Annotated in this window: 20 protein-coding genes; 9 read left to right on the forward strand and 11 right to left on the reverse strand. The window is 50.5% G+C overall.

Going from position 1 to position 25,540, the window contains the following annotated elements; all coding sequences use genetic code 11:
- Positions 1–2 precede the first annotated feature (2 nt).
- Positions 3–1,412, forward strand: a complete 1,410-nt coding sequence (locus Q7T66_RS06155) for an efflux transporter outer membrane subunit (protein WP_304932453.1) — start codon at positions 3–5, stop codon at positions 1,410–1,412.
- Here the strand turns inward: Q7T66_RS06155 and Q7T66_RS06160 are convergent.
- Positions 1,369–1,971 (reverse strand): DUF2242 domain-containing protein, encoded by a 603-nt coding sequence (locus Q7T66_RS06160; protein ID WP_304932454.1) that lies wholly within the window; start codon positions 1,969–1,971, stop codon positions 1,369–1,371. The two genes, Q7T66_RS06155 and Q7T66_RS06160, sit on opposite strands and share 44 nt — an antisense overlap.
- Before the next feature lie 341 nt (positions 1,972–2,312).
- Here Q7T66_RS06160 and Q7T66_RS06165 point away from each other — a divergent pair, with 341 nt between their 5' ends.
- Positions 2,313–4,475 carry a TonB-dependent siderophore receptor gene (locus Q7T66_RS06165; RefSeq protein WP_304932455.1) on the forward strand — a complete coding sequence of 721 codons (2,163 nt, stop codon included), beginning with the start codon at positions 2,313–2,315 and terminating at the stop codon, positions 4,473–4,475.
- A 137-nt stretch (positions 4,476–4,612) separates the two neighbouring features.
- Here Q7T66_RS06165 and Q7T66_RS06170 read toward each other — a convergent pair whose 3' ends face one another.
- Positions 4,613–6,343, reverse strand: a complete 1,731-nt coding sequence (locus Q7T66_RS06170; protein WP_304932456.1) for a methyl-accepting chemotaxis protein — start codon at positions 6,341–6,343, stop codon at positions 4,613–4,615.
- A 400-nt stretch (positions 6,344–6,743) separates the two neighbouring features.
- On the opposite strand from Q7T66_RS06170, the gene gpmA reads away from it, so the two are divergent.
- Positions 6,744–7,463 carry a 2,3-diphosphoglycerate-dependent phosphoglycerate mutase gene (gene gpmA, locus Q7T66_RS06175; protein ID WP_304932457.1) on the forward strand — a complete coding sequence of 240 codons (720 nt, stop codon included), beginning with the start codon at positions 6,744–6,746 and terminating at the stop codon, positions 7,461–7,463.
- Positions 7,464–7,550: 87 nt separating this feature from the next.
- On the opposite strand, the gene Q7T66_RS06180 is transcribed toward gpmA, so the two are convergent.
- Positions 7,551–8,045 carry a GFA family protein gene (locus Q7T66_RS06180; RefSeq protein ID WP_304932458.1) on the reverse strand — a complete coding sequence of 165 codons (495 nt, stop codon included), beginning with the start codon at positions 8,043–8,045 and terminating at the stop codon, positions 7,551–7,553.
- 119 nt (positions 8,046–8,164) lie between these two features.
- The gene (locus Q7T66_RS06185) at positions 8,165–8,995 is read right to left on the reverse strand and encodes a hypothetical protein (protein ID WP_304932459.1); all 831 of its coding nucleotides are present in this window, start codon (positions 8,993–8,995) and stop codon (positions 8,165–8,167) included.
- 234 nt (positions 8,996–9,229) lie between these two features.
- On the opposite strand from Q7T66_RS06185, the gene Q7T66_RS06190 reads away from it, so the two are divergent.
- The 3 genes from Q7T66_RS06190 (at position 9,230) to Q7T66_RS06200 (ending at position 14,721) form a co-directional block, all read left to right on the forward strand.
- On the forward strand, positions 9,230–9,796 hold the full coding sequence (locus Q7T66_RS06190) for an SET domain-containing protein (RefSeq protein WP_370691616.1): 567 nt from the start codon (positions 9,230–9,232) through the stop codon (positions 9,794–9,796).
- Positions 9,797–10,605: 809 nt separating this feature from the next.
- The gene (gene oxlT / locus Q7T66_RS06195) at positions 10,606–11,928 is read left to right on the forward strand and encodes an oxalate/formate MFS antiporter (RefSeq protein WP_304932460.1); all 1,323 of its coding nucleotides are present in this window, start codon (positions 10,606–10,608) and stop codon (positions 11,926–11,928) included.
- Between the two features lie 291 nt (positions 11,929–12,219).
- On the forward strand, positions 12,220–14,721 hold the full coding sequence (locus Q7T66_RS06200) for a PAS domain S-box protein (RefSeq protein ID WP_304932461.1): 2,502 nt from the start codon (positions 12,220–12,222) through the stop codon (positions 14,719–14,721).
- Positions 14,722–14,784: 63 nt separating this feature from the next.
- On the opposite strand, the gene Q7T66_RS06205 is transcribed toward Q7T66_RS06200, so the two are convergent.
- Together Q7T66_RS06205 and Q7T66_RS06210 are read right to left on the reverse strand one after the other, a co-directional pair.
- A complete protein-coding gene (locus Q7T66_RS06205; RefSeq protein ID WP_304932462.1) occupies positions 14,785–15,006 on the reverse strand; it encodes a 4-oxalocrotonate tautomerase family protein in 222 nt (73 codons plus the stop codon).
- Positions 15,007–15,138: 132 nt separating this feature from the next.
- The gene (locus tag Q7T66_RS06210; RefSeq protein ID WP_304932463.1) at positions 15,139–15,894 is read right to left on the reverse strand and encodes an SDR family NAD(P)-dependent oxidoreductase; all 756 of its coding nucleotides are present in this window, start codon (positions 15,892–15,894) and stop codon (positions 15,139–15,141) included.
- Between the two features lie 182 nt (positions 15,895–16,076).
- On the opposite strand from Q7T66_RS06210, the gene Q7T66_RS06215 reads away from it, so the two are divergent.
- Positions 16,077–16,997: a LysR family transcriptional regulator gene (locus Q7T66_RS06215; protein WP_304932464.1), complete on the forward strand. Its 921-nt coding sequence runs from the start codon at positions 16,077–16,079 to the stop codon at positions 16,995–16,997.
- A gap of 42 nt (positions 16,998–17,039) precedes the next feature.
- Here Q7T66_RS06215 and Q7T66_RS06220 read toward each other — a convergent pair whose 3' ends face one another.
- On the reverse strand, positions 17,040–18,197 hold the full coding sequence (locus Q7T66_RS06220) for a sensor histidine kinase KdpD (RefSeq protein ID WP_304932465.1): 1,158 nt from the start codon (positions 18,195–18,197) through the stop codon (positions 17,040–17,042).
- Positions 18,198–18,373: 176 nt separating this feature from the next.
- Here Q7T66_RS06220 and Q7T66_RS06225 point away from each other — a divergent pair, with 176 nt between their 5' ends.
- Positions 18,374–19,117, forward strand: coding sequence for a phosphatase PAP2 family protein (locus Q7T66_RS06225; RefSeq protein WP_304932466.1), 744 nt, complete (start codon positions 18,374–18,376; stop codon positions 19,115–19,117).
- Positions 19,118–19,224: 107 nt separating this feature from the next.
- Here Q7T66_RS06225 and Q7T66_RS06230 read toward each other — a convergent pair whose 3' ends face one another.
- From Q7T66_RS06230 to Q7T66_RS06245, 4 genes are all read right to left on the reverse strand, one after another.
- Positions 19,225–19,749, reverse strand: a complete 525-nt coding sequence (locus Q7T66_RS06230) for a superoxide dismutase family protein (protein WP_304932467.1) — start codon at positions 19,747–19,749, stop codon at positions 19,225–19,227.
- A gap of 114 nt (positions 19,750–19,863) precedes the next feature.
- Positions 19,864–20,394 carry an ATP-binding protein gene (locus Q7T66_RS06235; RefSeq protein ID WP_304932468.1) on the reverse strand — a complete coding sequence of 177 codons (531 nt, stop codon included), beginning with the start codon at positions 20,392–20,394 and terminating at the stop codon, positions 19,864–19,866.
- Positions 20,391–20,861 carry an ASCH domain-containing protein gene (locus Q7T66_RS06240; protein WP_304932469.1) on the reverse strand — a complete coding sequence of 157 codons (471 nt, stop codon included), beginning with the start codon at positions 20,859–20,861 and terminating at the stop codon, positions 20,391–20,393. Before Q7T66_RS06240 ends, Q7T66_RS06235 begins: the two co-directional genes overlap by 4 nt.
- Entirely contained in the window at positions 20,797–22,287 is a 1,491-nt protein-coding gene (locus Q7T66_RS06245; RefSeq protein ID WP_304932470.1) for a GNAT family N-acetyltransferase, read from the reverse strand. Before Q7T66_RS06245 ends, Q7T66_RS06240 begins: the two co-directional genes overlap by 65 nt.
- Before the next feature lie 675 nt (positions 22,288–22,962).
- Between Q7T66_RS06245 and Q7T66_RS06250 the strand changes: the two genes are divergently transcribed.
- Entirely contained in the window at positions 22,963–25,434 is a 2,472-nt protein-coding gene (locus Q7T66_RS06250) for a DEAD/DEAH box helicase (protein ID WP_304932471.1), read from the forward strand.
- The last annotated feature ends 106 nt before the right edge of the window (positions 25,435–25,540 follow it).

The following is a 25,540-nucleotide window of genomic DNA, read 5'->3' on the forward strand; positions in this document are numbered from 1 at the left end:
AAATGAAAAAGACTTTAATCGCAATTTCTATCGTGTTGGCTCTGTCAGCATGCGCCACACAAGCCCCATTGCAAACGGAAGCCCCTGACGTGCCGGCGCAATGGCTGCATAAAGATGCTGAAGCTTTATCTTCCGCAGCGGTGACGCAAGATTGGTGGCGCAGCTTCGGCAGTACTGAACTGGATGAACTGATCGCGATTGCACAAACGCAAAGCCTGGACGTCGCGGCTGCCGTAGCGCGCGTCAATCAGGCGCAAGCTTCGGCGACAATTGCCGGTGCGGCCATGTTGCCTGAATTATCCGGCACGCTAGGCGGTGGTCGTAATGGGCGCCTCGGTGGTGATGCTGTCGTAACCGGCACAAGTTACAACGCGGGTTTGAGCGCAAGTTACGAACTGGATTTTTGGGGACGTAATCGCGCATTACGCGATGGTTCGCAATCGCTGGTGCGTGTCGCAATCTTTGATCGCGATACGGTGCGCTTGACGGTCACCGCAGGTGTTGCTTCCGCATGGTTGCAGGCAGTTGGTTTGCGCGAACGTTCAGCCATCGCCGAGTTAAGCCTGGCCAGTGCGCAACGCTTGCTGAATGTGGCGGAGTCGCGCGCGCGTGCCGGTGCTGGCAATCAACTTGAGCTCGCGCAACAGCGTGGCCTGGTCGCTGCGCAACAGCGCGTGCTCGCAGCGATTCGTCAGCAAGCAGAAGATAGCCAAACCACACTCGCAGTTTTGCTCGGACGCAGCGTCACTGCGCTGACGTTGACCAGCGCTGATTTGAGAACACTGCGAGCGCCGGCGATTACTTCCGGCTTGCCCAGTAAATTGCTGACACAGCGCCCCGACATCGCACGGGCCGAAGCGCGGTTGCTTTCTGCCGATGCAAATATCACGGTGGCGCGTGCAGCGATGCTGCCTAGTGTTGTGTTGTCCGCGAATGCCGATGCAATCAGCAATCGATCGAGCACGGTATTTGATAATCCGCTGTACAGCCTCGCCGCTGGTTTGACCGCGCCTATTTTTAATGCAGGGCGACTCGCTGCGGGACGTGATCTGGCAGTGGCGCAACGTGAAGAATTATTGGCGAATTACAGACAGGCGATCATCGCTGCTTTCGGCGATGTAGAAGTTGCGTTAAATGCAGTGACGGGGATTGAAGCGCAACGCATCGCGCAGCAGGAAGAATTGAAGCAGGCGCAACGCGCGCTGACTTTGGCAGAATCGCGTTATCGCGCCGGTGCGGAAACGCTGCTCACTTTGCTCGATGCGCAACGCACCTTGTATGCTGCGCAAGACACAAGCGCACAATTGAATACACTGCGTTTGCAGGCATCCGTCAGTTTGTACAAAGCGCTAGGCGGCGGCTGGAAAATTACGGACCAGTCACCGTTGGAGTCGGCACCAGCGGGTGCGTGATTTCCATAGACTCTGGTGCCGGCGTCGCTTCATTCGTTAGATAGCGTTCGACCAGTTGGAAAAAACGCGCGTAGAAATTTTCCGCTGAGATCGTTGCACTCGCCACCTTGACCAGTGAATCATCGCTGGAAGAGAACGGTAGTGAAACCGATCCCAGCGCACCGACACCCAGACTCGCAGAATTATTGGTCTTCTTCAGCGCATAACGATCTTCGAGTGCGTTGACGAATACCGATGAGGTTGTGCCATCAGCAGTATCGGCAGCACACACCACGCGAAACGCAATCTGTACGTGCACATCATTCTCAGGCTGAAAACTCTTGCGGCCATCGACCTGCTCGTGAGTGGCCGCATTGATCACATAACCTTGGCTCAACAAGGTGCGACGCACCGCTTCACATGCGACGTTGCCGGGCACAGGGAAGCGGCGTGAATAGACATCAGCCGAATCAAATTTCTCAGCGGTATACACGATTGGTTTCGAACCGGCACAACCGGCAATGATGCCGATAACTGCCAAAAGCGCGCCCTGCGACAGGATGCGTGCGCTGAAATGCATAAAAATTCCTTGATTGAAGCTGAGTTGCCAAAAACGGTGTCCTTGAGTGGACAAGGCTGACAGAGAAAAATTCCAGACTATTCCATATCGTCTGATCGCATTGCCAATTGGCAACTGGATCGATTTTTGTCATTACATGCATACATCTAACGCTATCTTAATGCCTTCTTGAGAAAAGTGTTGTGACGAAAATACACGTAATCAAGAAGTTACGATGGTAGAAGCTTATTTTTCTCGACGAGAGAATAATAACCGTTCTCATCTCGAGACACTGCATCGCCAGCCCAGATTATCTTGTATCCCAGCCAGCCAGCAGCAAACACGTATCTATCAGAGGTTTTATGAATCAGTCATTGCGATTACGCGCTATTGCGGTCGCCGCCTTTTTGTTCGTCAACGGCATGCAGTTACAAGCGGCAGCGGCCGACGATCAGTTACCAGAAATTAAAGTCACCGGTGCGCAAGAGCACGGCGATCACTACGCACCAACCAATGCCAGTACCGCGCTCAAGATCGATGCGCAGCAAAAAGATATTCCGCAAACCATCAATGTCATCACATCCGAAGTAATGCGTGATCAGGGTGCCCGTACTTTGACTGACGTCCTGAAAAATGTGCCTGGCATTGGTCTGGCGACGGGTGATGGTCAGCGTGATGCGTTCGTGATTCGCGGCTTCACTGCGTTGTCCGATATTTTGCTCGATGGCGTGCGTGATGACTCGCAATATTTCCGCGATATGTACAACATCGACCGCATCGAAGTGTTGAAAGGACCTGCAGCAGTTTTATACGGCCGTGGTTCGTCGGGCGGTGTGATCAATCGCATCACCAAAAAGCCTGATTTGACTGGCCCCTCGGGCGAGATCAGCGCGACAGTTGGTAGCGATGAATTGAAACGTACGGAGTTCAGCCTCAATCGTCCGATCAGCGACACGTTGGCAGTGCGCGTCGATGGCGCATTGGAAGATTCCGGCAGCTATCGCAAAGATGGTTTCTTGAAAAACAAAGACATCTCGCCTAGCTTGCTTTGGAAAGATGGCAATCAAAGTGTGTTGCTGCAATACGATTACCAGAATCAAAAGCGTTCTATTGATTTCGGCGTGCCAGGTGTTAATGGTCGCCCAGTCAATGTTGACCCTTCGACGGTCTATGGCGCAGCGAATGCCAATGCAAACGACTTTACGGCTTCAGTGATGCAAGCCACCACCGCACAATACAATTTGCGTTTGTCGGACAAGACTTCGTTCAGCAACAAGTTCCGTTACTTTGACTACACGCTTGATCGTAACCACACACGTGTCATACGCACTACCGGTACAGCGGCTAATCCAATTTTGAATTTTCAGCGTGGGAATATCGATCGTGATGAACACGGCTGGTTCAATCAGTCGGAGCTGACGAATGATGTGATGTGGGGCAGCACGCGTCATCAAATTTTGACGGGTTTGGAATTTGGTGAGCAGAACAAATATCAGTATGTAAACAATGCATTGGTTGCCAATTACTACCTCACGCCTTTAAGTAATCCAGTGCTGCCGAATTTACCTTTCACTGTTTCTACGCCACCAACGACGGCAGGTAATAACAGCGTTGGCACCTCCATTTTGACAACTGCTGGTGCATATGTCCAAGATCTGACAAGTTGGAATTCTCAGATAAAAACGTTGGTCGGATTGCGTTATGACAGTTACGGACAGAAGTATGAAAATCAGATTGGCCCAAATCTGAAGAGAACAGATACCGCATTCTCGCCGCGTGTTGGTATTGTCTGGCAACCTACAAACACCCAGAGTTATTACGCATCGGTTTCCAAATCGTTCCAGCCATCGGCTGAAGCTGGCGCACTTGCCACCAATAATGCTGATCTGGGCCCAGAAAAAACGCAGAATCTTGAAGTCGGCACCAAGCTCGATTTGTTCAATGGCGCGGCTAGCTTCACCGCAGCCGTTTATCAATTGACACGTAGCGATGTGAAAGTCACCAACCCTAGTATTCCAACGCAATTGATTCAAATTGGCGAACAGCAGACCAAAGGTGTGGAATTAAGTCTGGGCGGCGAAATTGCACGTGGCTGGCAGCTGATTGGTAGTTATTCATATATGGATGGCGAAGTGACCAAAGCAGTTGGTAATGTCCCTACGCCGCCTTTGGCGGGAGCAACTGCAACATTGTTGAAAGGTAAAACTCTTGCACTAACACCGAAACAAACTGCCAGCTTGTGGACACTTAAATCGATTGATCAGTGGATTCCTGGTGTGCAGGTTGGTGGCGGTGTTACTTACCGCGGGGCCAACTACGCAGCAATCGATAACGCAATCGAGATCCCGGCATTCACCACTGTCGATCTGGCTGCTTACTATCGTCCGGCGCCAAAAGGCATGAGCCTTGCGCTCAATCTGAAAAACATCTTTGACCGTAAATACTTTATCTCGGCTAACAACGATGTCGGTATTTTGCCAGGTTCACCGCGTAGCGTTGAGTTGACTGCTCGTTACTCGTTCTAATTGATTGTGGTGCGCTGTTTGGTAACGCAGCAACCCACCTTCATCTTTTATTAGTAATGCGAAAACTAAAAAGCCGCCCGATCAAAAATCGGGCGGCTTTTTTATTTGAAGCAACGTTAGGTAAGTTTTAAGAGAATTTAAAACTCCGTCCAATCATTGCTGTTACTGCGCGGATTTGCGAACGCGAGTTTTTGCGGTGCAGCTGGTTTGGTGCCGTCTGCAATCTTGCGTTGCACTGCATTGATCAGCGGTTTTACATGCGAACGAGCCGTTGCAGGTTTGCTTGCATGCGCAGTTCTAATTTGAGATTGGTCGAGTTTGAAGACGCTGACTATCTCAGAAAGATGAGTCGCTTGATCTTGCAATGATTGCGACGCTGCTGCAGCTTCTTCCACCAGCGCTGCATTTTGTTGTGTCACTTCATCCATTTGCGTAATGGCTTGATTGACTTGCTCAATCCCGGCGCTTTGCTCACGACCCGCAGCAGTAATTTCGGCCATCAGGTCGGTCACGTGTTGAATGCTATCCACCACTTCTTTCATCGTGGTTCCTGCTTGCGCTACCAGCTTGCTACCGGTATCCACTTTTTCAACAGAGTCGCCGATCAACTGTTTGATTTCTTTCGCAGCCGAAGCGGAGCGTTGCGCAAGGCTGCGCACTTCCGATGCGACTACGGCAAAACCACGACCTTGTTCGCCTGCACGTGCTGCTTCCACCGCTGCATTCAATGCCAAAATATTTGTCTGGAAGGCGATGCCATCGATGACGCCGATGATGTCGACAATTTTTCTGGATGATTCGGTAATCGATCCCATCGTATCGACCACTTGCGAGACAACCGCGCCACCGCGCACCGCGATATCGGATGCATTGACGGCCAGCTCATTGGCTTGGCGTGAATTGTCGGCGTTCTGTTTAACGGTGGAAGTGATCTCTTCCATCGAAGATGCGGTTTCTTCCAACGCGCTGGCTTGTTCTTCAGTGCGGGAAGATAGATCCAGATTGCCGGCGGCGATTTGTCCTGATGCGGTAGTGATGGTGTCCGTGCCGGTTCTTACCTGGCTGACGATGTTGGCCAAGCTGTCACGCATCTCGCGCATTGCGAACAACATGCTGGTTTGATCTCTTGGGCGCAAGTCGATATCAACGGTCAGATCGCCGGCTGCGATACGTGATGCAACGCCGGCTGCGTAATCAGGTTCACCACCCAACTGGCGTTTGAGGCTGCGCGTAATTAGCGCGCCTAGCAAGATGCCCGAGAAGGTGCTGAAGATCACCAACAAGACCATGATGGCGCGGCTGGAGTCATATAACTGTTCGGTTTCTACATAGGCTTGCGCAGCGCGTGCTTCTTTTTGTGTGGACAGTTCATCCAATACGCCATCGAGCTTATTTGCATGTACACGTGTTTGCGCCATGCTGGCGCTTAACTCTGCGCTGCGCTGTTGCAGCGGTTCTTTCTCAGCGAGTTCTAATGTTTGCCACAGCTCTTTTTCATAATCTTGTGCGACGGCGGCGTATTGTTCAAACAGGACTTTTGCTCTATCGCTGAAAAATAAAGGTTTGGCTTTATCCAGATTGTCTCTGGACGAGGCCAGATATTTTTTAATGTTCTCTTTATTCAGCGTGCGTTCTTCTTGAGTGGTCGACAGCAAAAAATTGCCGCGTGCACGTCCGATGGAGAGCAAGTCGATGTTTGCTTCCTTGATATGCGACAGCCCCAATAACTCCTTGTTATATATGTCGCCAGCCTTGTCGTTGATCAAGCCCATGTCATAGATGCCGATGCCGGCGACGATCGCGCCCGCGACAGACAAGGTCAAAAAGCTGGAAATCAGCTTGGTCCCTACAGTCATATTTTTAAACATGCCATTACTCCCGTTGAATGATGCTGTGTAAATGAGAACCCCCGCTTATTTTGATAAGCGGACGAAGGAAAGGCAGGCATTGCCTTAATTAATTGAGCTTGGAGAGGCGGCGGCAACTCTCCGGTGCCAGAGGTTTAGCTTGCATTTGCATGCGTCCCTCATGAGGCAGAATGAATAAGAAGAATATTTCTTATTCGAAATAATTCTCGGTAATTAAGCGCTATTTCGCAAGAGTTGCCGAGCCATATTTATGGGATATTTGCGAATAAACTTGTGAAATATAGTGAAATATTCTTGTCGTTTCTTTAAGTTTTAGCGCCGCAAAGTGCGATCTTGCACATCACCATTCTTGAAACTCAGTTAATCTTCATGCTTTGCTGCTTCAACATGAGAAAAAGTAATGGGTAATTTGGTGATTGTTCGCCATGGCGAATCACAATGGAACAGGGAAAACCGCTTTACCGGCTGGACCGATATCGATTTGACCGACAATGGAATTCAACAGGCACGTAACGCTGGCCGCGCGCTTGCTGAAGCTGGATTCAGCTTCGATCTTGCCTACACTTCAATGCTGAAAAGAACCATCCGCTCGCAATGGCTGATGCTCGATGAGCTGGACGCGATGTACATCCCCATCGTCAGTCACTGGCGTTTGAACGAGCGGCATTACGGCGCACTGACAGGGCAAAATCGGGCAGAAACGATCAAAGAATTTGGCGAAGAGCAAGTCTGGTTATGGCGTCGCGGCTTCGACAGTCGCCCACCGCTGATGGACAAAGACGATCCGCGTTCGCCATGTTTCGAGCCGCGTTACGACGGCCTCGACCGCGCTTCATTGCCTTTGGGCGAATCGCTGAAAGATACGGTAGAGCGGGTACGTCTGTTTTGGGATGAATCGATCGCGCCCGCTTTGCGCGAAGACAAGAACATCATTATTTCTTCGCATGGCAACAGCCAGCGTGCGCTGGTCAAGCTGCTGGAAGATATGTCGGACGAAGAAGTCTCGCGCTTCGATGTGCCTAACAGCGTGCCGCTGGTCTACAAGCTTGATACGCAATTGCGTGTGCTGGATAGAAGCTCGATGAATATCCCGCATCCGGAAGTGTCGGCGATTCTTTAATCGCATCGCTTGGCTGTATAAAAAACCGCGATCCAGGTCGCGGTTTTTTTATTGTGTGTGAACTATGTCAGAACAGATTTGGTTTCTTTAGTCCGGTTTGGTTAATCCCAGGCGTTCATGCCATTCGGCAATCGATTCTTCAGGATAAATATCAAACTGCTTATCCTGCTTCGTCGCATTGATTTCCACCCACGGTGCTTTGAAGTCCAACATCAGATGCGTATGTTCAGGCGGTATCGGCAAAGGCGTATCGATGGCTGATGCGAATGGATGGATTAACTCTGGCCAAGTTGGATCGTATAACCACAGCGCGCTACCGCAGCGGCGGCAAAAGTGGCGTTGTCCTGTACTGGTATGCGTTCGCTCATCACCGGGGTTTTTGAATTTGGCGTGATAAACGCTGATATCGTCAGCACCTTTTACCTTCATGGTGCTGGCATCGGCGCCCAGATTGATCGCGTAACCGCCACCGCCTTGCGTCTTGCGGCAGATTGAACAGTAGCAGCGTTGGTAGGGATAAGGCGTCGTGCTGTTGACAGAAAAGTGCACTGCGCCGCAATGACATGATCCTTCAAGTTGCATAAGGCCTCCGTGTTGGCAGTTCGACTAAACCATATTGAATGGAGCGTTGCTAGTGTCGATTGGTTCGGCGTATGGCTATTTACTTGACGAAATACTGCAGCGGGAATGTTCGCTAGAACTCAGCGGTAATACTCAAAGAAATCCTTCTTCAAAAATTCTTCCAACTCCGCATTGTCTTGCACGCGTGCCGACAACATGACGACGCGACCCAGGCGGCGCGATTCCCAGCTGAAGTCGCCGGATTGGCGTTGACGGATCAACTCAATCATCTTGCGGACAATGGCGGTGTCGATATCGCCATTCAAGCCAGCATCGATTTCCAGCAACTGGCGCGTAGTGTTGCGGCGGCGCTCATCCCAGCCGCGGAAAATCATTTCTGCCGTGCGTACACCTTTGAATGTCACCTGGAATACGCCGCCACCATCGTTGCGGCCGCGCGATTGCGCTTGCCGCATGCTGTGCTGGATATTCGCTCTGGCAATTGCATTGTCATCCGGCTGTTCTTCGGTTTCTCTATCGTTGCGATCTGGCGTGCCTGCTGCACGGCGACGTTCGCGTGCGTTATTCAGCATGCTCATCATGTCGGTCGGTGCGGCTTCTGGCTGGGCTTGTTGCGGCTGGACCGAGACGACTTTTTCTTGCGGCGCTGGTGTCGGCTTTTTACGCGCGACGTCTTGATCCTTGCGCGCCTTCTCTTTTGGTTTGCCAGCGGCTTTGGTGGCAGGTCGCGTCACGGTGATGGCGGGCGAGGGCGTGGATTTGCTTGAGTTCTCGGCTGGTGGCAGCAACTGTATCGAGATCGGTGCTGTCATCGAGGTGCCGATTTCTTGCGGCGGGGTCGACTGATGCTCCAGCGCAAATAGCAGGATCGCAATATGGAACAACACTGATAGCACTAAACCGATGGTGCTGCGGTTACGTGCGTTGGCAAGAATGGAATTGGACTTCATCTTCGACAGCAGGTGGAAACTGCACACATTATGGACTTCTCTGGGATATTTGTTTCGCCAAATATTGCTCCGCGGATTGTCCGCTACCTATATAAGGCAGTCAGCCCGGCACTAAAGTTCGACAGATTGAATACTTAAGCAGACATCGGCGTCAGCGCAGGTGATTTTCTTCGTACAATGGCAACGCTATTCGCAACTATTGCATGCAATTTTCGCCTGGAAAACAGAATCAAATTGAAAAAGTCACAAGATAAAGTCGCTGCAGATATATTAGCTGCGGATATAAATGGTGATGTGTCTGCTGAGGTATGTGTGGTCTCGCCACCTTTATACATAGTCAAAACTTCTACCATCCACGGCACCGGCATTTTTGCGCGCAGGACTATAGAACCCGGCGCATGCATCGTTGAATACCAGGGCGAACGCATCATGTGGGAAGTTGCACAAGACCGTGCCGATGCCGAAGGCCCGCTCAATCACACTTACTTCTTTAGTCTGAATGATGGCCGCATCATTGATGGTGGCAGTGGCGGTAACGAAGCGCGCTTCATCAATCACTCGTGCGAGCCCAATTGCGAAGCGGTTGAACATGACGATGGCCGCGTCTATATCTATTCAGTAGTGGAAATTGCCGCTGGCGAAGAACTCAGCTACGACTACGCATTGATCTTTGAAGAGCGTCACACGCCCGCCGTCAAAAAGGCATTCGCCTGTTATTGCGGCGCGCCTAGTTGCAGCGGATCGATGTTGATGCCCAAGCGCTCGGCCAGATATCGCGCGCAAAAAGCACTGTCTAAATGAATTAAATCTTAAGTAGAAGCAAAACTCTGAATGAGCAACCAGCTCATTCAAAACTCCCCCTCAAAATACAAAAACGGCATCCGACGGCATCCGGATTTGCCGTTTTCATCGCGTTGCAAAATCCATTTTCATCATCAGTTGCGGCAATGCCGTCAGGGAATTTTGTGTAACAGATAGCAACGTCTTATTGCTTAAAATGATAACTGCTATAAAAAAATCGCATATCCGCATCCGCACATCGTTTCTTCTCAATTCCGCGTTAAATCCTTTATTCATAAGGCTTTCAGAAGATTTCGCGTCGCAATAAAAATGTTAAATTCAGAAATTATAAGTATAACTACGTATTGTTGGGGTGGGTCTACCTACGTATATTCCATCGAAAATTTAACGGGTATTTAACAGTACCTTGAGATTGCTGAGGTTCATTCAACTCACCACGTTTTTTCTGATTTGCGTTTTTATGACGCCGCCGGTTCGCCGGCAACCGGGAATGCCCAACGCTTGGCACAAACGGTAGCGAGATCAGATCAAGCCGGGTTGTTTGCTCCAAAGATGGTTTTTTCATGCAAGCGTGAAGGTGTACATGATCAAACCAAACGTCTTGGCGATTCTTGATCGGATCAGCAAGACGAAAGGCGGAACGGCGATCGACCGGACCACGTAGTGGCTGCCTTAAAACTGAAACCTTGAGAGGCCTTTGCACTTTGCTTAGGCAAATATTTAATCCAAGCATTAGCTGTCTGGCCGCAAGACCAGATGATTGATGGACATGAGGAACACATGATGGCAACTTTTAACGGAGCATCCAAATGAGCGGCGGACCAGCAGTAGCATTAGATAAACCAGTATCCAACAAGCGTTGGTGGCAGCTGGTAGTCGGCGTCATTTGTATGATCGCAACCGCGAACATTCAATACGCATGGACATTGTTCGTTCCAGAAATCCAAGAAACATTTGGCTGGAAACGTGCAGAAATTCAAATCACATTTACCATTTTCGTTCTGGTACAAACCTGGCTCGCACCGATTGAAGGTTACTTCATCGATAAATTGGGCCCACGCCTGATGGTCGCATTCGGCGCGATCTTCATCGGTTTTGCTTGGTACTTGAACTCGCAAGCTACTACTCTGACAGCGTTCTACGTTGGCGCAGTGTTCGGTGGTATCGGCGTCGGTTCGATCTACGCAACATGTATCAACAATGCGTTGAAATGGTTCCCGGACCGTCGCGGCTTGGCAGTTGGCTTGACCGCTGGTGGTTACGGTGCTGGTTCCGCTGCAACGATTTTGCCTATCGCGGCAATGATCGAATCATCGGGCTTCCAAGCAACGTTCTTGTTCTTCGGTATCTTGCAAGGTGGCCTGGCATTCGTTGCTGCATGGTTCCTGCGTTCGCCACTCAAAGGTGAAATTCAAGTATCGAGCAAACTGGTACAAGCTACTCGTGATTACACATTGAAAGAAGCGCTGAACACAAAACTGTTCTGGCTCATGTTCTTCATGTTCATCTGCGTAGTTACCGGCGGCATGATGGCTGTTGCTCAGCTCGGCGTTATCGCTAGCGATCTGGGTGTGAAAGAGTTCGAAGTCGATATGTACTTCTTTGTCATGGCAGCGTTGCCACTGGCACTGATGCTCGATCGCATCATGAACGGTATCTCCCGTCCATTGTTTGGCTGGATCTCAGACAACATCGGCCGTGAAAAAACCATGGTTATTGCGTTCACACTGGAAGGCTTCGGCATTATTGCTCTGGGCTACTTCGGTCACAACCCATGGGCGTTCTTGATCTTGTCCGGCGTCGTGTTCTTGGCATGGGGCGAAGTTTATTCCCTGTTCTCGGCTCTGGCTGGCGATGCATTCGGTACCAAGCACATCGGTAAAATCTACGGCGTGTTGTACACCGCTAAAGGTATCGGCGCATTGTTCGTACCAGTCGGTAACTTGATGATGGAAGCAACCGGCACATGGTCTACCGTTCTGTACACAGTTGCATGTATGGATCTGACCGCCGCAGTATTGGCTATCGTAGCCCTCCGACCAACGCTGGCAAAACACGTCGCGTTGTCCAAGGAGAAGCTCGCGAAAGAGAATGCTGCAGCTGCTGGTAACCCATCAGGCGCACACGCTTAAGTAGTAGTTTCCCCTAGTAGTAAATCGGTCTCAACTTTCAGGGCTCCTTCGGGAGCCCTTTTTTTATTTGGTATCCCATATTCATGGGAGTGCTTACTTATTAGTCATCCAATAATGTGGACTATCTCCGACAAGCGCGGAGAATTAGTTTTATGTGGGAATAAACCTTCGAAAAAAGCTTAAGCTGGCTTGCAGCGTAATTAATTGAACTAGTGCGGCTACAACAGTCGTTGCAAAGAACAAATAAAGCGGTCCGACACGATCACCCAGCGGTTTCTTGGAGTAGGTCAAATGAGTTTAGATAATAAGGACGCTACTGAAGACTTGGCACTGAGTGTCGATGTTCAGGATTGCTTGCCTCAGATAAGCGATAGCGCATTTAATCAGCACTACAAAGCCATCGTGGACTCATCTGATGACGCAGTCATCAGCAAAAACCTCTTGGGAATCGTGACTAGCTGGAACGCTGGAGCGCACCGGCTGTTTGGTTATACAGCCGATGAAATGATTGGGCATTCACTGCTGAAATTATTTCCGCCGGATAAAAAGAACGAAGAGCGATTCATACTCGAAAAAATCATCGCTGGTGAAAAAGTCGATCACTTCGAAACCGTCCGTATCCGCAAGGACGGCAAGCAGCTTGATATCTCTGTCACCATCTCGCCGATCTACGATCAGCAAGGCACAGTAATCGGTGCATCCAAGGTCGCACGCGACATCACCGAGCGTCTGCGTAGCGAAATGAAGGCACAACAGTTCCAGGCGATAGTGCAATCGTCCGACGACGCGATCGTCAGCAAATCGCTGGATGGGATCATAAACAGTTGGAACGCCGGTGCGCAAACCATGTTTGGCTACAGCGCAGAAGAAATGATAGGCCAGTCCATGTTGGTCTTGCTGCCAGCAGATAGACAAGACGAAGAAGCCTCGATTCTTAATCGCTTACGCAAGGGCGAAAAAGTCGATCACTTCGAAACAGTGCGCGTCCGCAAAGACGGCGAGCTAATCGATGTATCTGTCTCAATTTCTCCTATTTGTGATAACACTGGCCGCGTAATAGGCGCCTCCAAGATCGCACGTGATATTACCAATCAAAAGAAAGCGAACGCGCGCCTCGAACTGACCTCACGTGTCTTCACCAACACGAACGAAGCAATTATTGTCACCGATGCGCAATGCATCATCATCGAAGTCAACGAAGCCTTCACTAATATCTCCGGTTACTCGCGCGAAGACGTGGTCGGTTCGTCGCCTATGATGTTCAGTTCCAGTCGTCAAGGGCCAGAAGTATTTATAGACATGGCAAGCAGTTTGGCCATCGACGGCAAATATGAAGGCGAGTTATGGAGCCGTCGCAAAACTGGCGAGAGCTACGCGGGATACTTGAAGGTCAGTGTCGTAAGGGATGCTGACCACAACATCCAAAATTACGTCGCATTGTTTGCTGACATCACCTCTTTGCGTATCAAGCAAGAACAGCTTGAACATCTGGCACATTTTGATGCGCTCACCGATTTGCCGAACCGCATACTACTGTCAGATCGCCTGAATCAAGCAATGGCAGTCAGCCAGCGTACACAAACCTCACTCGCCGTCCTCTATCTTGACCTCGATGGCTTCAAGGAAATTAACGACGAGTATGGTCACAATGTTGGTGATGAAGTGCTGGTTGCCGTGTCAAAGAATATGAAGACTACCTTGCGTAATGTGGATACGCTGGCGCGTATCGGTGGTGATGAATATGCAGTCGTGCTGGCTGATGTACAGGGGCCGCATCAATGCGGTCGCATGGTTGATCGCGTATTACGTGCCTGCGCTGAACCAGTGGTGGTGGATGGCAAGCTTTTGCGAATATCCGCCAGTATAGGGGTCACGATTTATCCGCTGGACAACGTCGATGCCGATCAACTACTACGTCATGCTGACCGTGCGATGTACGAAGCCAAGCAGGCTGGCAAAAATCGATTTCACATCTTTGATTCCGAGCTTGATGCTGAAGTGAAGACGCGCAGCCAGCAACACGAAAGAATTCGGCAGGCATTGAATGCAGAGGAATTTTTTCTGCGCTATCAGCCCAAGGTCAACATGCGCACCGGCGCCATCATCGGTTTAGAAGCATTGATACGCTGGCACCATCCGCAGCTAGGGCAACTGGCACCGGATGCATTTCTGCCCGCGATTGAGTGCCATCCGTTGAGCGAAGAGGTAGGCGAGTGGGTAATGAACGCAGCGCTGAAGCAGATGGATGCGTGGCGCAAGGCCGGGCTTAATATTTCTGTCAGCGTCAATATCGCCGCACGACAATTACAGCAGAAGGATTTTGCGAAGCGTCTGGCTGTTGCCTTGGCCAAATACCCAGAAGTTCATCCGCATGATCTCGATCTAGAGATTTTGGAAACCAGCGCACTGCAGGATATTCATGCCGTGTCAGATGTGATACGCGATTGCCAGCAATGTGGCGTGCGTTTCTCTGTTGATGATTTCGGCACCGGCTATTCATCGCTGACTTACCTCAGACATTTTCCTGCAGAGACGCTCAAGATAGATCACAGCTTTGTCGGCAACATGCTGGAAGACTGCGAAAATCTCGCCATTGTCCAAGCTGTGATTGGCCTGGCAACGGCCTTCCACCGAGATGTGATTGCAGAAGGCGTAGAGACAGTTGAAATCGGTGAAAAATTACTAGAGCTGGGTTGTGAATTAGGCCAGGGCTACGGTATCGCCAAACCGTTGCTGGCTGCAGAAGTCCCGGATTGGGTCGCTAACTGGCGCTCTTACCCGTCCTGGAAATAAGTCTTCAATCGAGATTAGTAAAATTGCGCAGCGACTTTAGTCACTGCGCAATTCAAAAGACAATTAGCCAGCCTTTTTCTTTTCAGCTTCACGCTTGCGCAAGGTCGTGACGTTCTCGCGATTCACGCCCCAGTTATCCATTTCAACTTCATCGATGATGACAAAAGTCGTCGCCGGATTCTTGTTCAATACGCGACTCAGCAAATCGGTCGCACCTTCAATCAAAGCCAGCTTTTGTTCTGCAGTGACGCCTTCACGGGTAATGCGGATATTGACGTATGGCATGGTGAGTTCTCCTTCGGGTTTGGATTAATCGTTCGTTGAATGTTCTCTGCACCGGCGCATTGCCAATGACAGAGAACAATTTTCAAAACAGGCCGACCACTGTTTGCAGTATCAGCAGTGCTGTCTATCTTATTACCAGGTGCCAGCCGTTGCACCGCCATCCACTGCCAGCACTACGCCGGTCGTGAATTGCGATTCGGTCAGGTACAACACTGCATCGACTACATCCTTGGTGACGCCGGTGGTTCCTGTAGGCGCCAAGCGACGGAAGAATGCTTGCGTTGCTTCATCATCGCTATGCATAGGCGTCTTGATGATGCCGGGTGCGACAGCGTTGACCTTGACGTTCGATGCGGCGAGTTCGATGGCGAGGCCGCGTGTTGCATGGTTCAAGCCGCCTTTGATCAGCACCGGCAACAAGGCCGGTACCAATGCATTCGGCTGCATTGCGATGCTCGCAGTGATTGTGACGATGTGGCCTTGTTGATTGGCGACCATGTGCGCGGCTGCTTCCTGCGTTGGGTAGAAGAAGCCCTTCAAGTTGGTATCGACGATCGTGTTCAAATCATCTTCGGTGTAATCGACCACTGGTTTGGCGGTAAAGATGCCCGCGTTATTGATCAGGATGTCGACTTTGCCGAAGGCCGCAATCGCGACTGCGAACAGTTTTTTTGCGGTCGCAGCTTGTGCGATGTCGCCAGCCACCAGCAGAAAGTTTTGTGGCGAGCCTAGTTTTTCCGCTGCGGTTTGCAAGCGCGCCATCGTGCGTGCATTGCCGACCACGTTGTAACCGCGTTTCAAATATTCCTCTGCGATCGCATAGCCGATGCCGCTTGATGCGCCTGTGACGATCACTGTTTTGTTGCTGGTGTTTGGTGCTGTGCTCATTTTCAAATCCTCAATAAAGTATGTAAGTGCGCAGCGCCTTGTTGCTCGAATTCGATACTTGGTACTGCGGCAGCGGGTGGTTTGTGTTCCCGATGTGATGAACTATACTTATGCCGATTGAAGTGATAAATACAGGTTTAAGCAAATTACCTGATACCTGATGTAACTAATGAAAGACGCTGATGAAACGCAATTTCGACGACATTCTGCTGGGTAGCATCGAACTGTTTTGCCTCGCGGCAGAGCTCAGCAGCTTCACCGCTGCGGCCAATGCGGCCGGCGTGACGCCCGCTGCAGTCAGTCGATCCGTCTCGCGTTTGGAAGAGCGTTTAGGCGTGCGTCTGTTTGTGCGCACCACGCGGCAGATTCGTTTGACCGATGCCGGGCGCGTCTACTTTGAGCAGAGTCGGCAAGCCTTGTCGCAATTGGTGGATGCAGAGCGATTGGTGACGGGCGAGCAAGTTGCACCAGCCGGGCTGCTGCGCATCAGCATGCCGACGCCGTATGCGCATTACCGCTTGCTGCCTTTGCTGCCAAAGTTTCGCGAGTTGTATCCCGACGTGCAAGTTGATGTGCACGTGAGTAATCGCAATATCGATTTTGCTGAAGAAGGTTACGACCTCGCGATACGCGGGCGCGCCCCAACTGATTCCAACATGATTGCCCGCAAGCTGGAAGATGCAGAGTTGGTCCTCGTCGCATCGCCAGATTATCTAAGGCGCGCCGGCACACCGAAGAAGCCGGAAGACCTGCAAGCGCATGAATGCATACAGTTTGAATTGCCGAGCACTGGCCGCAAGATCCCGTGGAATTTTCGCGTCGACAAGAAGCCGGTCGATATTACGACGCAAGGGGGCTACTGCTGTTCAGAAGATGTACTGGGAATAGTCACGCTCGCGCGCAGTGGCGCAGGCTTGGTACAAACCTATCGCTTCATCGTGGAGAAAGATTTACAGAATGGTGATCTGGTCGAACTGCTGCCACGCTTTGGTGGCACCTCGCGGCCATTCATTCTGCTGTATCCGCATGCGCGACACATGTCATTGCGCGTGCGGACATTTGTAAATTTTCTGATGGAAAATTTAGGCAAGGATGCTGCGTAATAGCGCGATCGCAAAAGCAATCAGCGCGTAGCTGAGTCGTGCTTACTGCTTCAGCTGCAAGGTCGGTGAGTTCAGAAAGGGACGTGCATCGATAGGGATATCGATGATAAAAGTTGTCCCCGTATCCGCTGAACTATCCGTCACGATGCTGCCGCCATGGCTTTCTGCCACGCTGCGCACAAACGGCAAGCCCAAGCCCCAACCCTGTTCGTTCTCATCAGTTGCAATCTTGGCGCGTTCAAATACCTGGAACACTGATTCCAGTTGATCCGGTGGAATCGGATTACCCTCGTTATGTACCGAGATCAAAATCCGTCCGTGATAGTGATCGATCTTGATGGTGATAGGCGTATCTTTCGAGCCGTACTTCAAGGCGTTGCCGATCAGGTTTTCCATCGAACGCAACAAGGCATCGCGACCCCACCAACCGTTGACGTCTTCGCCGACGACTTCAAAACGTGATCCATAAATCTCAAAAGATTCATCGCATACTTCCTGGATGATTTCCATGATGTTGAAGTTGGTGAGCGTCAGCTTCAGACGCTCACCTTGCTCGAACACCACCGTATCCAGCAACTCGCGGATCATGCGATCCATGCGGCCGACATTTTGTTTGATCTTGTCTGCCATCTCGAGAATGGCTTGCGGATCGTTCGTCCTGAGGATGCGTTCGGCAAACATCTGCACCGCGCTCAATGGGCTGCGCAAGTCATGCGCCAGCGTCGCCACAAAGCGTTCGCGGAATGCACTTTGCACCAGTGAGAATGCCGTTGCCGATTCCTTGATCGTTGCGTCCAGCGTCATGTTGATGATGCGCACATCGCTTTCGACCAGATGCAAACCGTTTTCTGCCAGCACATCAAAGATGGCCGAGCGCAACACCTGATATTCAGAAATGACCGTGCTCAAATCGTAGTTGGTCAAACGCGCGCGTTCGTTGCCATGCTCGGATGCGACTGTCGTTTCCAGCACGCCGTTGCTGGTGCGCGCATATTCTGGCGTCAGCGCTTCGGCAATATTGGCGTACACAACGGGCATCGTATTGACCAGTATCGGCTCGGCCAACACCGCCGCCTTGGAGATACTCGCGCGCATGCGTTTTTGCCATTCGCCCAATACCGCGTCCCGTAATTCCAGCATGCGGATAGAGGTCGGCGATAGTTCGGCGCAATTGATGTTCTTGGCATCGGTACTGGACATGAGGGCTGCTTTTTCAGGGATTAGATCGGGATAGCTACAGAATACACTTCCCCGCTGTTTCATGGATATCAAAGCTGCCAAAAGACAAACACGATCGGCAAAACTGTGAGGGGTTTCACACAAACTGTTGTGAATTTGGACGCTATTATGAACGTCATTTCATTACGGAGTTGGTAATGCCCGTACGCAACTTTGACCGCACCGGCCTGATCGTTTTAGCCTTCGCATGTGCGTTGCATATGCCATACGTCTTCGCAGCCAATCCGCCGGTAGCAATCATGGACGTGATCGCTAAACCGGATCAGGATAAGGTCTACCTGTTGTCATCGCAGTTCGACAGCACCCGCTTTCTGGCGCCACCACCCGATGCGGAAGCTACGCAACGCGAGATTGAGGCGATGCTCGTCCTGCAGAAAAATCGTACACCGCAACAGGTGCTGCAGACGGTCAGTGATCTCAGACAGAGCGTGCTGATGTTTGCTGATGTAATGGGTCCGCAGTTTACGCGTGCCAACCTGCCGGCAACCATCAAGTTATTCGACAAGCTCTACAAGACACAACGTCCCATCAATAGACAAGGCAAGGAAAAATGGAAGCGCGTGCGGCCGCCATTGGCCGATGATCGGCTGACGCCATCCACGCTGTACAAGAGTCATTCTTACCCTAGCGGTCACGCGACCTATGCCTATCTTGCGGGGATTGTTCTAGCCGACCTGATGCCGAATAAGCGCGAGCAAATTTACGACCGTGCCTACGCCTTTGGCGAGAACCGCGTCATCGGCGGGGTGCATTATCCAAGCGATGTCGAAGCAGGGCGCCAACTTGCATCAATGATTGCAGTATTGATCCAGCGGAACCCGGATTTTCAGCGGGACGTCGCAGCGTCGCGTGCGGAATTGCAGGCGCTTTACAAGCAGTGATGATCCCAGATTAAATTTCCAAAAAGAAAGCGAGCATCAGCTCGCTTTCTTTTTGGCTATGCATGTCGCGACTAACTTTGTAATCGCGTCAGCAACTTTCTCTCTAATTAACGCAGAGTGATCACACCACAAGCCAAACGCTTGCCTGCATTGCCGGTCGGCTGTGTTCTGTAATCATCAGGATCGGCGTGCACGATCAAGCCTTTGCCGACGATGCTCGATGCGCCCGATTTGCTGACGTCGATTTCACTCAGCGGGATCGTCATCTGCAACTCAGCCTTGCCATTCGCATCGGCAGTGATGTTACCCAGATCGCCGCCATGACGTTCCGCTTGCATTGGGCTGCCGTGCGGTTTGCCGGTCGGGTTGAAATGGCCGCCAGCGCTCATTGCATCAGGCGCACTGCAATCACCTTTTTCATGAATATGGAAGCCGTGTGCGCCAGGCGGCAAGCCCGTCAAACGCGCATCGACCAAAAGCTGATCACCTTTTTTGATGAAGGACACAGTGCCTTGCGCCTTGTTGCCCTGCGTCGGTTCCATGTTGGCGACAGCTATAGGGCCAGAACTGTTGAAGGTCGAGCAACCGCTAATGGCGACGACGCTCAATAATGCGATGGACAGTTTTTTCATGACGGACTCCTGAGTGGGTTTGCAAGGATGGCATCCGTGATTGAAACGGTTGCCCATATTCCGGTTTTACAGGGTTTGAGAAGTTTATTCGGTTGCTTATCTAACATTAGTGTTTTAAGTGTTTTCCAAAAAGGACTTAACAACACTTATAAATTGAGCATGATCCGGGGCCGTCATTCGTTGTAGTGGCAATCCCATAGAGGAAGTCACGAAAATGGCATGGGCTAACTCTGATGATGCAAAAGAGCGGAGATTTTCGCTGGCCCAAGATTGATCGCCGCGCGCGCTTAATCTTGCGCAAATAGTATCTGCATCTCCTTCGAGCAATATGACCGCATCGATTTGCAAAGCTTTGAATACTTCGATATCGATAGTTATCGGGATACTTGTTTCATCGCGAAGAACAAAATGCCCGTCAAGTAGCAGAGATTCACCTTTTTCTTGTAATTTCTTTAATGCAGAAATTAGCGCTGTCTGATTGTCGTGAACCTCATCAACTCGCTTATTTTCCGACCAAGATTTTGTTCCACGTTCTTCTCTGATTAGTTGGCTAGCAGTCGCGTGCTTAATCCCCAGCTGTTTTGCAGTAGGTGTCGCGAGATATGTCTTTCCTACGCCATGAACACCTGCCACAAAAATTATCATGTTGTTTTCTTTTTGGTGCGTAATTTAGTTTCGAGTTTCCTAATTTCAGGTGGCGTTAAATATCGAAAAGATTGTGGGGCTGAAAAATTTTCTATAATCGTTTGAGGTTCAATAGGCTTGCTAAAACGCTTTGCGTCATCCAGAAAGATTACATAACCCTTTTCTTTTCCTTCGAAATATTGCAGAAGTTCTTGTCGCGTAAGTCCACCGCCATTTTGTGAACAGTGAGTCCAAAGTGTGGCTGGTGCCAATTTCCGAATATCTTTAACTTTTACAATACCGACGAGACGGCAAATAGGCGAACTAGCATAGATCAAAATTACGTCAATTTTCTCCGCCGCCCAACTACGACGTAATTCGACGGTCTTTGTACCAGCAAGGATTAACTCAGCGTACTTCGGCTTAATTGATAAAACTATCGCGTTGGCGCCCTGCGGCACTAAGCAATTTTGAAAATTGATCATCATTGATATTTCTAATGGAAAGTAGTGGACCTGCAATGCCACATTCGTCTTGAAGTTCAGCATAGCTTACGGGATGAGCAAGATGCTCTACCGCTCTAAAAAGAATAACCTTTGTTTCTTTTAGCGCTATGCGTTCGATCTCTTCTTGGCTGTAAACAGTACGGCGACTTACAAGACTAGCGATCTTCGCGGAATCTTTGAGAACTTCGAATTTATCCACTATGCCTATAGTCGTCAAACATTGTTCATCTTGCGTTCTGTAAAAAAGAAGAATATCGCCCGCAACTATTGATTTAACTGGCGCATGGCAGAGATAGGCTAGCTTAATAGCATTACCCGCATTGTTTGTTGGATTAAATAAAAGTGATTGCTTTGGAACGTAATCTGGAAAGAGTGTTTCATGAAATGCGGGCTGAATTGGAACGATAAATTTCTTTACCGCAGTGTCCTGAATAAAATGAGGAAAATATCGTCGCGCATATTCCAGTGGGCTTAATCCTTCCGATTTAGGAGCACATTTCGGGTGAGGTTTCACCATTACGATGTCTTCGTTATACGTCCCTTGCTTTGAAAAACCAAAATCTTCAAGCAGCCTAATTAGAAAATCTTGACGTTCTTCGTTTGCATGAATAAATAAATTTTCACAAGCGTTGCTGGAGGCGTGTCGAAAAGCCATTTTGAGGAATAACTCACCTATCTTGCGTCCGCGGACGGATTCTCCAACTTTGAAAGTGCAAAGCTTAAGAGCATTCCCATGGAGCACTTCCTGGTCATCGTTGATAGTTTCATTTTCTTGCGATGCGTAAATACAAATTGCAGAAAGTTTGTCCGTCTCATCTTTGTATATCCAAGCGCGCCGTCCATCACTTGCCTTCTCTCGAAACCATTTATCGAAAGGTTGATACCCGTCCCTAAGACTATTAAAGAAATCATCCCTTAAATTAGGCGTCAGGCTATGTAGTGGTACGTCTTCAATATTGGGAATTTTGACTTTTGATTCAAGTAGCCCACTTAACCAATTTTGGGCCATTTGAATCGTATACACCCTGTCAGCTAATCCTTTACTACGTGCTTTAGCATGAATACGTTTGTCTTCTGTAATAAGTGCGTGAGCTGCATCGCATTCCATGGCATAAAGAATTTCGTTGTCGCATGCGTCATTTTCCGATGTATTTTCCGTATTCCATGGGCATGGTGCCGGATTATCCAGTTTTGAATACTGGGATAAACGATGCAAACTTGTCTCGCGTCTTTTGTGATCCGTATCACGTAGAAGATCGCGAATCGTTGCCGGGTGGTAGATCAATTGATGACCACCGATTCCGGCTAGACGAACAAAATCAATCAGACTTGATTCAAGAACATGATTTGAATCTTGTAAGGGTATTAGGATGTTTGTATCTAGTAGAAATCGAAGTCGCAGTGCCAAGCTTAAGTCTCCATCTTGATTGCTTTTGTAGACTGCAGAATAGCTGAGGATTATTAAGGAGACGCCGCAAAAATGCTGGTTTTGGCTGTAATTTCACAATTTATAACTTTTGATCCCATATATATGGGATGCCCTTATGCCATGTAGAAGAATAGGCTGCTCTGCCGACACATTTGATGTCGGGTAAAGGAGACAGGATGAAATACGCAATAATCGCCTTAACGCTTTTGAGCAGTGCTGTATTCGCAAAAGACGTTCATGTCGACGGATACACGCGCAAAGACGGTACGTATGTACAACCCTCACATCGTAGTACTCCCGATAACAGTCAATACAATAATTACGGCACGCAAGGGAATGTGAATCCATACACCGGGCAGCAAGGCACCATACAGCCTCAGCAGAATTACCAGCCATATAACCCACAGCCTACAAACCGTGGGGCAAATTCTATTTGTCCATATGGTCAGCGGTGCTGATTTTAAGCATGCTTTATTAAGCCGCCTTGGGCGGCTTTTTTTTGCCCCCTCGTTTTGTAAGCATGCGCGCCTGTAACGCGTGAGGGTTTCAAAGGTTGTATCGAATGAACACGTTTTAAGGAATATTGAGTGCCAACAGAGTAAACTACGCCCCATCTTTCGCATTTCCGCGATACGACCATTCTTGTGAGTACTTATGTCTGAAGCATCCTTTCCCCTATTTGCCGACCTTAACCTGAGCGAGCCGCTGTTGCGCGTGCTGAAAGAGCTGGGTTACGAGGCGCCGTCGCCTATTCAGGCCGCTACGATTCCGCTGCTGCTGGATAACAAAGATGTGCTGGGGCAGGCGCAGACCGGTACTGGCAAAACGGCGGCGTTCGCGCTGCCTATCTTGTCCCGTATTGATATCAAACAAACCACGCCGCAGGCTTTGGTGCTGGCGCCTACGCGTGAGTTGGCGATCCAGGTGGCGGAGGCTTTTCAGCGTTATGCGTCACATATTCCCGGTTTTCACGTGTTGCCGATTTATGGCGGCCAGAGCTATGTTTCGCAATTGAGCGCCTTGCGCCGTGGCGTGCATGTGGTTGTCGGTACGCCGGGTCGCGTGATCGACCATCTGGAAAAAGGCTCGCTCGATCTGTCCAAGGTCAAGACGATGGTGCTGGATGAGGCCGATGAGATGTTGCGCATGGGCTTTATCGACGATGTCGAAAAGATCCTGCAAAAAACGCCGGCATCGCGCCAGACCGCCCTGTTCTCGGCGACCATGCCTTCCGCCATCAAACGCATTGCAACAACCTATTTGCGCGATCCGGAGTTGATTACCGTCGCTGCCAAAACCGGCACTGCCGACAATATTCGCCAGCGTTACTGGCTGGTCAGCGGTATGCAAAAGCTGGAAGCGCTGACCCGCATCCTGGAAGCGGAAACCTTCGATGGCATGATCATCTTTGCGCGTACCAAACTGGGTACCGAGGAACTGGCGACCAAATTGCAGGCACGCGGTTTCTCTGCTGCGGCAATCAATGGCGACATTCAACAGCAACAACGCGAGCGCACCATTCAGCAACTGAAGGATGGCAAGATCGATATCCTGGTGGCGACTGACGTTGCCGCGCGTGGTCTGGATGTTGAGCGCATCAGCCACGTGATTAATTACGACGTACCGCACGATCCGGAAAGCTATACCCATCGCATCGGTCGTACCGGTCGCGCTGGCCGTAGCGGCGAAGCGATTTTGTTCATTGCGCCACGCGAACGCAATCTGTTGAAAGCGATTGAGCGCGCGACACGCCAGCCGATCGCCATGCTGGAATTGCCGACTGTCGAAGCGGTCAACGATGTGCGTATCTCGAAGTTCAAGGAACAGATTGCAGAAACGATAGCGGCTGGCGGACTGGAAATTTTCCATTCGCTGATTGAAGACTACGAGCGCGAACACAATGTGCCAGCAGTCGAGATCGCTGCAGCGCTGGCTAAAATGGCGCGTGGCGATGTGCCACTGGTGATCGACAAGAACAAACCAGCACCGCGTGAATCATGGGGCAGCGATAAGCCAGTATCTGGCGGTCGCTTTGAACGTGCAGAACGTTTTGAACGTAATGACCGACCAGAACGTTCGGAAAGATTCGAACGTCCTGAGCGCGCAGAACGCAGCGAACGCACAGCCGCTCCGCGCAAGGAACGCGTCGCGCGCGCACCGGATGAAGGCATGCAAACCTTCCGCATCGAAGTCGGCCACACGCACGGCGTCAAGCCGGGCAATATCGTCGGCGCGATTGCGAATGAAGCGAACCTCGATTCCAAATACATCGGTCGCATCGAAATCTACGACGACTACAGCACACTCGATTTGCCGAACAGCTTGCCGTCCGACATGCTCGAACATTTGAAAAAAGTCTGGGTCGCTGGTCAGCAATTGAATATCACTGCAGATGGCGAAGCGGCAACCTCTTCACCGTCATCAGCGCCTGCACCTAAAAAAGCAGCACCGGCGCAAGTGCCGTTCTCGGATCGCCCAGCACGCAGCGATTTCGCCGCGCATTTTGACAAGCCTGCGCAGACCGAGCGCCCAGCACGCACTGAGCAACGTTTAACTCCCGCCGTTGCAGCGTCCGTTTTCAAGGAAAATGGTGAGAGCGACGAGCCTTCGGTGAAAGAACCGGGCGCGCAAAAGAAAGAACGCACAGCACAGAAAAAAGCTGGCGCAGTGGATATGGAAGCTTTCCGTATCGAGGTTGGTCACGATCACGGCGTCAAGCCAGCCAACATCGTCGGCGCGATTGCGAATGAAGCAGGGCTGGAAGCCAAGTACATCGGCCGCATCGAAATCTTCGAACGTCACACTCTGCTCGATCTGCCTGCCGGTATGCCGGATGAAGTTTTCGCTCAGTTGAAAAACGTTTCCATCGCTGGCAATCCTTTGCGCATCAGCCATTCTGGCTTGCGTCCGATGGAAGACAAGACCTTGGACAAGCGCGTGACGATTGCGCCACCAAACAAAGGCGGCGATAGACGTGTCGCTGAAAAAGCGCGTGGCGGCAAACCAGTATCGAAACGAGCAGCTGTTGCCAGCGGCAAGTCCTACGATGCACCGCGTTCGCCGTCCAAACCATCGACCGGTCCTTCCGGCAAACCGATGATCAAGCTGGGCAGCAAACGGAAGTAAGTAGCAATAAGTACGCGGTGACACGCCAGCCTTAAGTGGCATCGCTGAAATAAAAAAGAGGACGATTAATTCGTCCTCTTTTTTTGTCTGTCGTTTTGATAAAGAC

It is taken from the genome of Herminiimonas sp. (assembly GCF_030655415.1).